Annotated in this window: 9 protein-coding genes; 6 read left to right on the top strand and 3 right to left on the bottom strand. The window is 43.8% G+C overall.

Annotated elements, in window-relative coordinates:
* The 3 genes from HMPREF1518_RS11025 to HMPREF1518_RS01860 all read right to left on the bottom strand — a co-directional run.
* The coding region (locus HMPREF1518_RS11025; RefSeq protein ID WP_033583731.1) for an accessory Sec-dependent serine-rich glycoprotein adhesin at positions 1–2869 on the bottom strand (2869 nt) is incomplete at its 3' end.
* 699 nt (positions 2870–3568) lie between these two features.
* Positions 3569–5113, bottom strand: coding sequence for a peptide chain release factor 3 (locus HMPREF1518_RS01855; RefSeq protein WP_000155100.1), 1545 nt, complete (start codon positions 5111–5113; stop codon positions 3569–3571).
* A 142-nt stretch (positions 5114–5255) separates the two neighbouring features.
* Entirely contained in the window at positions 5256–5948 is a 693-nt protein-coding gene (locus tag HMPREF1518_RS01860; RefSeq protein ID WP_033583732.1) for a YwaF family protein, read from the bottom strand.
* A 165-nt stretch (positions 5949–6113) separates the two neighbouring features.
* Here HMPREF1518_RS01860 and gatC point away from each other — a divergent pair, with 165 nt between their 5' ends.
* The 6 genes from gatC (at position 6114) to HMPREF1518_RS01890 (ending at position 11972) form a co-directional block, all read left to right on the top strand.
* Positions 6114–6416 carry an Asp-tRNA(Asn)/Glu-tRNA(Gln) amidotransferase subunit GatC gene (gene gatC / locus HMPREF1518_RS01865; RefSeq protein WP_033583734.1) on the top strand — a complete coding sequence of 101 codons (303 nt, stop codon included), beginning with the start codon at positions 6114–6116 and terminating at the stop codon, positions 6414–6416.
* A complete protein-coding gene (gene gatA / locus HMPREF1518_RS01870; protein WP_033583736.1) occupies positions 6416–7882 on the top strand; it encodes an Asp-tRNA(Asn)/Glu-tRNA(Gln) amidotransferase subunit GatA in 1467 nt (488 codons plus the stop codon). The genes gatC and gatA overlap by 1 nt, the downstream gene beginning before the upstream one ends.
* Positions 7882–9327, top strand: a complete 1446-nt coding sequence (gene gatB / locus HMPREF1518_RS01875; protein ID WP_033583738.1) for an Asp-tRNA(Asn)/Glu-tRNA(Gln) amidotransferase subunit GatB — start codon at positions 7882–7884, stop codon at positions 9325–9327. The genes gatA and gatB overlap by 1 nt, the downstream gene beginning before the upstream one ends.
* 57 nt (positions 9328–9384) lie before the next feature.
* Positions 9385–9780 carry a hypothetical protein gene (locus tag HMPREF1518_RS01880; RefSeq protein ID WP_033583740.1) on the top strand — a complete coding sequence of 132 codons (396 nt, stop codon included), beginning with the start codon at positions 9385–9387 and terminating at the stop codon, positions 9778–9780.
* Between the two features lie 99 nt (positions 9781–9879).
* On the top strand, positions 9880–10836 hold the full coding sequence (locus HMPREF1518_RS01885) for a zinc-ribbon domain-containing transport protein (RefSeq protein WP_033583741.1): 957 nt from the start codon (positions 9880–9882) through the stop codon (positions 10834–10836).
* An 8-nt stretch (positions 10837–10844) separates the two neighbouring features.
* Positions 10845–11972: an SPFH domain-containing protein gene (locus HMPREF1518_RS01890; RefSeq protein ID WP_033583743.1), complete on the top strand. Its 1128-nt coding sequence runs from the start codon at positions 10845–10847 to the stop codon at positions 11970–11972.
* Positions 11973–12040 lie beyond the last annotated feature (68 nt).

Genomic DNA, 12040 nt, shown 5'->3' on the forward strand with positions numbered 1-12040 from the left:
TCGCTGAAGCGGATTGACTTGAGCTCACCGATACAGATTGGCTCGAACTTACTGAGGCAGACTGACTCGAACTCAATGATGCTGATTGGCTAGCACTTACGGAAACTGACTCACTTGCGCTCACAGATGCAGATTGACTCGAGCTAGCTGAAGCGGATTGGCTAGCGCTCGCTGAGGCTGACTGACTAGCGCTCGCTGAAGCAGATTGGCTTGAGCTTACTGAGGCGGATTGACTCGAACTTGCAGATGCAGATTGACTAGCACTCACTGATGCTGATTGGCTTGAGCTTACGGACACAGACTGGCTGGCACTTACTGAAGCCGATTCGCTTGAGCTGACAGACGCTGACTGGCTCGCGCTCGCTGAAGCAGATTGGCTTGAGCTTACGGACGCAGACTGACTAGCGCTCGCTGAAGCGGATTGGCTAGCGCTCGCTGAGGCTGATTCGCTTGAACTTACTGAGGCTGATTGACTAGCGCTGGCTGAAGCGGATTCACTTGAACTTACCGATGCAGACCGGCTGGAGCTTACTGAAGCTGATTCACTTGCACTCGCTGAAGCGGATTGGCTAGCGCTCGCTGAGGCTGATCGACTCGCACTCGCTGAAGCGGACTGACTCGAACTTGCAGACGCTGACTGGCTGGAGCTTACCGATGCTGACTCACTCGAGCTCACCGAGGCAGACTGGCTATTACTTACTGAAATTGACGCTTGATTTGGCGTAATTTGTCCATTAAACACATCTGAAACCAAACCATCCACTGTCGTACTAGCAGTCACTGGTCCACTAGGAAGTCGTCCTCCATTGCGATCATATACTTTCTTCAAGTCAGTTGCAGTAAAGGTTACACTGGTAGAACTCCCCGTTGCCTGTTTGGTAAATGTTTCACCTGCAATTGTTAAAGTAACTGTCCCACCTGGAGCAACCCCATCTACCGTAATCGCTTGATTTGAGAGCCCACCTTTTTCGTTAAGATATTGATTCTCTATCCTTGGCGTCTGAGGGCGCACAGTAAAGCTCACGTCAATTTCATCCGTACTTCCATCTGGATAAGTTACCACCGCTGTCAAAGTATGCCGACCAGCAGACAAATTCGTATTAGTTCCAGATTTCCAAGTATAGGTTGTTCTAGTTCCCTTAGTAATTCCTGTAGTAGGTAATTCTGGCGTCCCTGTAGCATTCGTGATGTACTGACTGGCTTCACCAACAGAAACAGTCCCTGAATTGGCCGTTAGAGTAAAGTTTCGATTCACCTCAGCATTGATAGCTGGTTCGTACTTTTCAGACTGAGCATGGACTTCAAATTGAATTGCGGCAGGATTGGCTGTTAAATCTTTTACAAGACCTACGTCAGTAGTATTTCCGCTAAAATTACCTTCCTGATCATAGGTGAAAACATAACGAGTCCACAAACTATTTACTGCTTGATTTTTTCCAACAGAACCCGTGATTGAAACGGTGAAAGGATTTGATGCTGTAGCATTTCCATCTTTGGCTAGTTTATTTGTCGGAACAATCATGCTGATACTTTGGCCATTACTCGTAGTGAATGAGACAAGAGTTGAAGTAGCCGGATAGGCCGCAGGAACAGCAGTAGGAACAAATTTTGCATGTTCAATTCGACCACTGTTATCAGTAAACTCAATGGTCGCAGAAAAATTTTCTTCTCGATAAATTTTAAATTTTTGTCCTTCTAGAACTGCGCCACCTGTAACGGTTATTTTCTGAAGTTCTGGCTTCTCTGTATCCCTAGCAGCTCTGAAGCTAGCGGTATTTGAAGCTTTGGTCAAAGCTTGTCCGTTTCTGCTGTCACGAAGTCCAGAGTTGGCACGTAACACAGCATTTGCAATGCTATTTCGAGCTTCTGTAGCTTTTTGTAGGATAGTGGCAAGGTTAGAAACCTCCCCTTTCAAGGCCTCTGCTATCTCATTCTTCGCTAGACTAGCCTTCGTGATCGCCTCATCCGAGTTTGGAAGTCCCTGCGCTTGAGCTAGAAATTGCCCAATCTCAGCAGACAAGGCCTCTAATTTCTTCCGTTTTTCTTCACTTTGCTTTTCTGTCAAGGCTACAGAAGTCATTGTGAAACTCGATTCAGCCGTCACACCTTCATTCTTTACACGACCAGACTGACTTTGAGGTAAGGATTCTGTAGAAAAATCAACTGCTTCTAATTCTTTCGAAGGTTGTGATTCTTTCACTGTCTCCCGAGCTGACTCACTTGCTTGGTACTGACTTTGAACACCAACTGAAGCTCTCTCTGACAGACCACTATTCGCTTGTTTCTGTGTTCCAAGGGATTCACTTGAACTAGCAGTTACACTTTGACTGTTTGCCAAGGATTGACTAGTAGAAGCAGATTGGCTCATCGACTGGCTCACGCTAGAAGAGTTTGAGGCACTGATAGACTGGCTCGTAGAGGCAGATTGACTGGCGCTCTGCGAATTGAATTCTGACAATGACTGGCTTTGACTGGTAGACAGAGACAAGCTAGCGGCATCTTGATGATCCTGTGTCGTCCCCAGCACTACTGAATCTCTCGTCGCCAGGGTATCTTTTGATTCGACAGTCTTTTCAACAGCGACTGCATCATTGGCATAAACACGCGTTTGCGTCGCAGCAAAACCACCTAAGATCGTTCCCGTAGCTGCTATCCCTTTCAAGACATCCAAGCCGGTCAACTTCTGACCTTCTTGCTTTTCAACCATTTCTGTCTTTACTTGGCTCGTATCCGCACTTCCACGCATCACCTTAAATAAGCCAAAAAGGGAAGTCGAGGCCCGTAGCCAATGCTTCCCTGATTTGATTAATTTGAACCGAGTTACACGGTCTGTTTCTCTATATTCACCCTTCTGGCGTCTAAAAAACATGTTCATCCCCTCAACTTGAAAAAGATCTATTCACCTATAAAATACTATCTCCTTATTATATACCAAATATACCGACAATTCAATATCTATAATATATCCTAAAGAAAGAAAATGATTTCAAAAATAACTTGATTTCAAATCTATTCTATTTTTTCAATATAATTCTCATTTTATTGTTCTGTTAATATATTTTATTTATTTTTTAATCATTTCTATATGCTTTAAAAATTGAGCAAATAATTCCAATCACTCAGGGAATTGATTTTTATTCAAAATATAGAAAAAGTCCATGAATCAATAGCATCCACAGACTTTTAGGAGTGGAGTATTTAAAGGCAGTTTCACAAATGAATTAATGAGGCCGGTAGCCGAGGTAACTTTCTATCCTTTCCAACAAAAAAATCCACGAATCAAAAACATTCGAGGACTTTTCTTACGACATATTTAAGCAAAATGCCATACTAATTAATAGCCTTAATCTACGACACTGAGTTTTACAAATCGATTTCATTTGTAAAACGTGGTTACGACGGAAAAATCCACGAATCGATAATATTCGTGGATTTTTCCTAGTGAAGCGTTTAGAAAAACTGAACACGCCCTAAAAGCATCGAGAAAAAGATAAAATCTTCTAGAAACTACGTTCCTTCGGCGATTTTCCTATTTTCTTCTCGCTTTTTTACGGGCTTTGTATCTTCATCACATTTTCTCTTCCAACTCTACGTCTGGATACTTGTCTGCAAACCAGCGAAGGGCAAAGTCATTTTCAAAGAGGAAGACTGGTTGGTCGAAACGGTCTTTAGCCAAGATATTGCGGCTTGAGGACATCCGTTCATCCAAGTCCTCAGGCTTGATCCAACGAACCGTCTTTTTACCCATTGGGCTCATGACAACTTCTGCATTGTACTCGCCTTCCATGCGGTGCTTAAAGACTTCAAACTGGAGTTGTCCCACAGCCCCTAGCATGTACTCGCCAGTTTGGTAATTCTTATAAAGCTGAATGGCTCCTTCTTGCACCAGTTGCTCAATCCCCTTGTGGAAAGATTTTTGCTTCATGACGTTCTTGGCAGAAACTTTCATGAAAATTTCAGGGGTAAAGGTTGGTAGCGGTTCAAATTCAAACTTGTTTTTTCCAACTGTCAAAGTGTCTCCAACCTGATAAGTACCAGTATCGTAAACACCGATGATATCTCCTGCCACGGCATTGGTTACATTTTCACGACTTTCTGCCATAAACTGGGTGACATTAGAAAGCTTGGCAGTCTTCCCAGTACGAGGCAGATTGACACTCATCCCTCGCTCAAACTCACCTGATACGATACGAACAAAGGCGATACGGTCACGGTGACGAGGGTCCATGTTGGCTTGGATTTTAAAGACAAATCCTGAGAAATCCTTGTCATAAGGATCCACAATTTCGCCATCTGTTTTCTTGTGGCCATGTGGTTCTGGAGCAAACTCAAGGAAGGTCTCAAGGAAGGTCTGCACCCCAAAGTTAGTGAGGGCTGAACCGAAGAAGACCGGAGTCAGTTCTCCTGCAAGAATAGCTTCTTCTGAAAATTCATTTCCTGCTTCTTGCAACAGTTCGATATCGTCCTTAACCTGAGCGTAGAAAGGATTGCTGCCAAAGAGCTTATCCCCATCTTCCAGACTAGCAAAACGTTCATCCCCTTTATAAAGCTCCAAACGTTGGTTATAGAGGTCATACAATCCTTCAAAGGCTTTCCCCATACCGATTGGCCAGTTCATCGGATAGCTCGCAATGCCAAGGACTTCTTCTAGCTCTTGCAAGAGGTCCAGTGGCTCACGACCATCACGGTCCAGCTTGTTCATAAAGGTAAAGACTGGAATGCCACGGTGCTTCACAACCTCAAACAATTTCTTGGTTTGGGCCTCGATACCCTTGGCAGAGTCCACGACCATGACCGCAGCATCCACCGCCATCAAGGTACGATAGGTATCTTCTGAGAAGTCCTCGTGCCCTGGTGTGTCGAGGATGTTCACGCGCTTGCCGTCGTAGTCAAACTGCATAACAGATGACGTGACCGAAATCCCACGTTGTTTCTCGATATCCATCCAGTCAGACTTAGCAAAAGTCCCTGTTTTCTTCCCCTTTACCGTACCAGCCTCACGAATCTCACCTCCAAAGTAGAGCAACTGCTCAGTGATGGTTGTTTTCCCGGCGTCCGGGTGGGAGATGATAGCAAAGGTACGGCGTTTCTTGATTTCTTCTTGAATAGTCATAAGTTCTCTTTCTTTGATTTTCTATTTTAGTTGTTTCAGTAGCTAAGAATGATCTCTACATTGGATTTTACCATTCCTTTCAACTCTCCATTATAGCGGATTTTGGGGAGTTTTTCAATTGCTCATCTGATGAAAAGGCAAGCTAAAGCACAGATTGCGCCTGATTTCTCTTTTTCCACCGTTTCTTGAACAAGATATCAAAGAGAACAAGAGCCAGTGAAAGGATGACCGACACAAGGAGGTACTTTATCCATAGAGAAGCATTCGAGATAAACGGGGTATCTCTTAAGAGACCATAATTTCCACCCGTTACCTGATTAACCCCAACTAAAAAGAGGTTGAGAATAAAGGTATAGGCTACAATCATATACTTCTTAAGCAAGGTCTTGTCATAGTGATTCATCAAGTAAATCAAGGAATTCACTAGAAGGGCATAGTGCCCAATCAAAAATGAAAAACTGGTAATATGGGGGAAATCATAGGGGTCAAAAACAGGGTAAACCAAAGCAAATACCGCTCCACTTGCTCCTAAGAGGGCAAAATATTGCTTGCTCCGCCATTTATCTGGCAAGAAAACCACCGCAAACATAGCCAAACGGCAATGATAAAAAGGAAGACTATTAGAAAATGGGATCCCAAAGCCAACATACCAGCTATATAGGGCTAGCAACTGGAGGATCTGAATCCCCTTAAACAAGCGGACAAATTTCGGATTTTTGTGATAAACAAGCGCTCCATAAATACAAAGCACTAAGAGAAGCATCATGATCCCATACCAAAAGAGCGAAATGGGAGGAGGAACCGTTTGAGATCTGGTGATAAATTGATGGAACATATTTCTATCCTAACCCTTATTTTCTCTATTCTCTAGTTTAACCATTATAGCGAATTAAAAGCGATTTTTCAATTTCTATTTCTTTTCAGTTTGGCTCCCTTATTTATAGGAAAATATGGTAAAATAGAACAGACTAAAAATCATCATTTCACGAAAGGATGCAAGATGAAAATTACGCAAGAAGAGGTAACACACGTTGCCAATCTTTCAAAATTAAAATTCTCTGAAGAAGAAACTGCTGCCTTTGCGACAACCTTGTCTAAAATTGTTGACATGGTTGAATTGCTGGGCGAAGTCGACACAACTGGTGTCGCACCTACTACAACCCTGGCTGACCGCAAGACCGTACTCCGCCCTGATGTGGCCGAAGAAGGAACAGACCGTGACCGCTTGTTTAAAAACGTACCTGAAAAAGAAAACTACTATATCAAGGTACCAGCTATCCTAGATGATGGAGGAGATGCCTAATGACTTTTAATAACAAAACTATTGAAGACTTGCACAACCTCCTTGTCTCTAAGGAAATTTCTGCTACTGAATTGACACAAGCCACGCTTGAAGATATCAAGTCTCGCGAGAAAGCTATCAATGCTTTTGTCACTATCGCTGAAGAACAAGCCCTTGCTCAAGCTAAAGCCATTGATGAAGCTGGAATTGACGCGGATAATGTCCTTTCAGGAATTCCACTGGCTGTTAAGGATAATATTTCTACTGACGGCATCCTCACAACTGCTGCCTCAAAAATGCTCTACAACTACGAGCCAATCTTTGATGCGACAGCCGTTGCCAATGCCAAAGCTAAGGGTATGATTGTTGTCGGAAAAACCAACATGGACGAGTTTGCCATGGGTGGATCAGGTGAAACTTCTTACTACGGTGCCACTAAAAATGCTTGGGACCACAGCAAGGTTCCCGGTGGTTCATCAAGCGGTTCTGCCGCAGCTGTAGCTTCTGGGCAAGTCCGCTTGTCACTTGGTTCTGATACGGGTGGTTCCATCCGCCAACCTGCTGCCTTCAACGGGATCGTTGGTCTCAAGCCAACCTACGGAACGGTTTCACGTTTCGGTCTCATTGCCTTCGGTAGCTCATTAGACCAGATTGGACCTTTTGCACCAACTGTTAAAGAAAATGCCCTCTTGCTCAATGCGATTGCCAGCGAAGATGCTAAAGACTCTACTTCTGCTCCTGTCCGCATTGCCGACTTTACTTCAAAAATTGGTCAAGACATCAAGGGAATGAAAATTGCTTTGCCTAAGGAATACCTTGGTGAAGGGATTGACCCAGAGGTTAAGGAAACCATTCTTAACGCAGCCAAACACTTTGAAAAACTGGGTGCCATCGTCGAAGAAGTCAGCCTTCCTCATTCTAAATACGGTGTTGCCGTTTACTATATCATCGCTTCATCGGAAGCCTCATCAAACTTGCAACGCTTTGACGGTATCCGTTATGGCTACCGCGCAGAAGATGCAAGTAACCTTGATGAAATCTATGTAAACAGCCGTAGCCAAGGTTTCGGTGAAGAAGTGAAACGCCGTATCATGCTAGGTACTTTCAGCCTTTCATCAGGTTACTACGATGCCTACTACAAGAAGGCTGGACAAGTCCGTACCCTCATCATCCAAGATTTCGAAAACGTCTTTGCGGATTACGACTTGATTTTGGGACCAACTGCTCCAAGCGTTGCCTATGACTTGGATTCACTCAACCACGATCCAGTTGCCATGTACTTAGCTGACCTCTTGACCATTCCTGTCAACTTAGCAGGTCTCCCAGGAATTTCGATCCCTGCTGGATTCGCTCAAGGTCTACCTGTCGGTCTGCAATTGATCGGTCCTAAATACTCAGAAGAGACCATTTACCAAGCTGCTGCTGCCTTTGAAGCAACAACAGACTACCACAAACAACAACCCGTGATTTTTGGAGGTGACAACTAATGAACTTTGAAACAGTCATTGGACTTGAAGTCCACGTAGAGCTCAACACCAATTCAAAAATCTTCTCACCTACTTCTGCCCACTTTGGAAATGACCAAAACGCCAACACTAACGTGATTGACTGGTCTTTCCCAGGAGTTCTGCCAGTTCTCAATAAAGGTGTTGTCGATGCCGGTATCAAGGCTGCTCTTGCCCTCAACATGGACATCCACAAAAAGATGCACTTTGACCGCAAGAACTACTTCTATCCTGATAATCCAAAAGCCTACCAAATTTCTCAATTTGATGAGCCAATCGGCTACAACGGCTGGATTGAAGTGGAGCTAGAAGACGGTACGACCAAGAAAATCGGTATCGAACGCGCCCACTTAGAAGAAGACGCTGGTAAAAACACCCACGGTACAGATGGCTACTCTTATGTTGACCTCAACCGCCAAGGGGTGCCATTGATTGAGATTGTATCTGAAGCGGACATGCGTTCCCCAGAAGAAGCCTATGCTTATCTAACTGCCCTAAAGGAAGTCATCCAGTACGCTGGCATTTCTGACGTTAAGATGGAAGAAGGTTCCATGCGTGTGGATGCCAATATCTCCCTTCGTCCTTATGGTCAAGAAAAATTCGGTACCAAGACTGAGTTGAAAAACCTCAACTCCTTCTCAAACGTTCGCAAGGGTCTCGAATACGAAGTCCAACGTCAGGCTGAAATCCTTCGCTCAGGTGGTCAAATCCGCCAAGAAACACGCCGTTACGATGAAGCCAACAAAGCAACCATCCTCATGCGTGTCAAAGAAGGTACTGCAGACTACCGCTACTTCCCAGAACCAGACCTCCCACTCTTTGAAATTTCAGACGAGTGGATTGAGGAAATGCGTACTGAACTGCCAGAGTTTCCAAAAGAACGCCGTGCGCGCTACGTATCTGACCTTGGCTTGTCAGACTACGATGCTAGCCAGTTGACGGCAAACAAAGTCACTTCTGACTTCTTTGAAAAAGCTGTTGCCCTCGGTGGCGATGCCAAACAAGTCTCTAACTGGCTCCAAGGTGAAGTTGCTCAGTTCTTGAACGCCGAAGGTAAGACACTGGAACAAATCGAATTGACACCAGAAAACTTAGTAGAAATGATTTCCATCATCGAAGATGGTACTATCTCTTCTAAGATTGCCAAGAAAGTCTTTGTCCACCTGGCTAAAAATGGCGGTGGCGCGCGTGAATACGTGGAAAAAGCAGGCTTGGTACAAATCTCTGATCCAGATGTTCTGATTCCAATCATCCACCAAGTCTTCGCAGATAATGAAGCAGCCGTTGCCGACTTCAAGTCAGGCAAACGTAACGCAGACAAGGCCTTCACAGGATTCCTCATGAAAGCAACCAAAGGCCAAGCCAACCCACAAGTTGCCCTTAAACTCCTGGCACAAGAATTGGCGAAGTTGAAAGAAAGTGAGTAATTTACTCTTTATACACTTTTTTCTACTTTTAAGACGAGAATGAGACAAGGAAAATAAATGAACAAATTTTTACGATTGCTATTTGTCTTAGTCATCATCGCTATGTTAGGTGCTTCTATACTACAAATTTTCTTTCCATCGTACATGGGAAGCCACTCCGGGTACGGAATATCTGCTGGTTGGCAACGAGAAATTGGAATATGGAATTTAGCTGTATTGATTATTATTCTCGCTGTCAATATTAAATACGATTGGTTCTATCTACGAATCGCACTTCTTGCTCTCATTATTGGCGGAATTGGAATAGGAACAAATCACTTACTCAATTATATGGAGTATCACTCTCCTGTAAATGCTATCGGTGTTTTTGAAAATTACTTGCTAGCAATAGGATGGATTGTGGGATGGCTCATCGAACGCCATTCCATAAAGAAGCTAAATGCTAGTAAATAACGCCTAGTATATCTTAAATGATTTTTAAAGGTTATTAAATAGTTTAATAATCATTCGAATTCAGAATGCTACCTTTTCAATCATATAGTTAGGAGACACATGAAAAAGTTTTACGCTCTTTTAATGACCTGCTTATTACTTGTTTTTCTATCCGTGCCTCAAATCGTTGATGCGGGTGTCGGACATTCCAGAAGTGGAGGGAGCAGCCGCAGTAGCTCCAGAAGTAGCAGCCGCTCAAGTGGAGGTGGAAGTCGTTCTGGCGGCTCATCCTACCACTACTACCGCTCTGGATACGGCTCATCCTCTGACAGTTCTACTAGCTCTCCCTATCTAGGATTTATGTTCATATTAGTTGGAGGAATCATACTAGTTGTTATCGTCAAATCCTTGCAGAGTAAGTCTGGAGATTCGAGTTCAACCTACACTAATAATGATTATCAAACGCTCCATCGTCGAGTTGAACACAACACACTGGCCATTAGTCGTGTTAAAAATGGGGATCCAAACTTTGACGCTGATGCCTTCACATCTTGGGTTAAGGAAGTTTATCTTAAATTGCAGGTTGCCTGGACTGAGAAAAACTGGAATTCAGTCCGTGCGCTAGAAAGTACTAGTCTCTACTCCCAACATAGTACCCAACTCGAGGACCATATTCGAGCTAAAACAACCAATGTTTTAGAGAAAGTTTGTATCGAAAACGTTCGCATCAAGGAGTTCATTGAAAATCCTGACGGAAATGATACCTTAGTGGTGATTCTGTCATCTACCTTGCGGGACTATGTCATTGACGATGAGACTCGTCGTGTCCTCGAAGGAAATCCTAAAAAAGATCTCTTCACCGTGTATCAATTGAACTTTATCCGTCAACATGGTAGCCAAACGCAAGCAGTCAATCCAGACCAAGTTGTGAGCGACCACTGTCCAAACTGTGGCGCCCCATTAAAAATCTCTGCAGTTAGCGAGTGTGACTACTGTGGTGCCAATCTCTCTCGCAGTCCAAACCAATGGGTACTTGATACCTATGATGTTGTGGATGAAGACGAGCTTTATAATTAGGAGGAATTATGGGATTTATACGTGCAGCCTTATCAGCAGGCTTAAATAGTTTTAATGATAGTAAATTCAAGGAAGCCATTGTCCTTCCAGATAATGTCTCTGGCGATGCCTTGGCCGTCAAGGGTCAATTACTCACAAAAGACCCAGATGGACGTTCTCGTCACAGCAATCAAAATACTGGACTTTTGTCAGATGGCAGTGTGGTTATCGTTCCCCAAGGCTATACCGCTGTTTTGGTAAACAATGGTACCTTCCTTGGTGAAGTCCTCGAAGCTGGTAGCCACGAATGGCAAGCTGGTGATAATGCCTGGCTCCTTGAAAAAGGTGGTTTAAAGGGCACTTGGGAAAACTTTAAAAACCGTTTCTCTTTTGGTGGACAAGTCATCACCCAACAAGAAATCATCTTTATCCGCATGCAACCTATTGCAGGTAATAAATTCGGCACACAAAATGCGGTCGAATACTTCAGCGAACGTTACCAACAACTGCTTAACATCCGTTTCTATGGCTTGTTTGATGTAAAAATAGCAGATCCAGTCCTCTTCTACGTGAGCTCTGTTAGCCGTCAAATTACTGACGGACAGCCATTTACTCTCCAAGATGTAGCTCAAGGAACGCTCCGTCAAAATATCGCACCGAAAATCGCGATTGCCATTGCCAAATATACCAACGAAAACAAGGTTGATATCTATAGCCTCAATGCCAACCAAGACACCTTTAACGAACTCGCTAAACAAGAGGTCAACAAGGTTTGGACAGGCCTCTACGGGATTGAAGCAACTAATATCTTGCTTGAAGACCTCAGCTACGACCAAGAAAGTCTTGATATCGTTCGCAAGCTTGATAGTGAGCTCGTGGCAATGAAGTACAACACGATTGAAATCGAAGAACGCCGTGCGCGTAACGAAGCACTCATTGCTGCAGCTTCCAACGAAGGAAATGGCAATGGGATGAACATGTTTATGGGCATGAATCTTGGCCAAACTCTCGGTGGTCAACTAAGCCAACAAGTTCAAAATCAAGCACCGGCTCAAAATACTGGGCAAACTGCCAGCAAGAATTTTTACATCGAAGTCGATGGAAAATACGTCCTCGTTACTAAAGACGAAGATGGAAATATCGTACCAGTCAACTAATTAAGCTCCTTCTGATATTTGAGTAATGTTGTCTTTTATGGTACAATAAAGAGTAAATTATTTTATTA

Origin of the sequence: Streptococcus sp. SR1 (assembly GCF_000526075.1) — a bacterium.
Classification (GTDB): Bacteria; Bacillota; Bacilli; order Lactobacillales; family Streptococcaceae; genus Streptococcus; species Streptococcus halitosis.

Excerpts from the sequence above, each read along its gene's own strand:
- gatA (WP_033583736.1), top strand. The coding sequence starts at position 6,416 with ATGACTTTTAATAACAAAACTATTGAAGACTTGCACAACCTCCTTGTC.
- gatC (WP_033583734.1), top strand. The coding sequence starts at position 6,114 with ATGAAAATTACGCAAGAAGAGGTAACACACGTTGCCAATCTTTCAAAA.
- HMPREF1518_RS01880 (WP_033583740.1), top strand. The coding sequence starts at position 9,385 with ATGAACAAATTTTTACGATTGCTATTTGTCTTAGTCATCATCGCTATG.
- HMPREF1518_RS01855 (WP_000155100.1), bottom strand. The coding sequence starts at position 5,113 with ATGACTATTCAAGAAGAAATCAAGAAACGCCGTACCTTTGCTATCATC.
- HMPREF1518_RS01885 (WP_033583741.1), top strand. The coding sequence starts at position 9,880 with ATGAAAAAGTTTTACGCTCTTTTAATGACCTGCTTATTACTTGTTTTT.
- HMPREF1518_RS01860 (WP_033583732.1), bottom strand. The coding sequence starts at position 5,948 with ATGTTCCATCAATTTATCACCAGATCTCAAACGGTTCCTCCTCCCATT.
- gatB (WP_033583738.1), top strand. The coding sequence starts at position 7,882 with ATGAACTTTGAAACAGTCATTGGACTTGAAGTCCACGTAGAGCTCAAC.
- HMPREF1518_RS01890 (WP_033583743.1), top strand. The coding sequence starts at position 10,845 with ATGGGATTTATACGTGCAGCCTTATCAGCAGGCTTAAATAGTTTTAAT.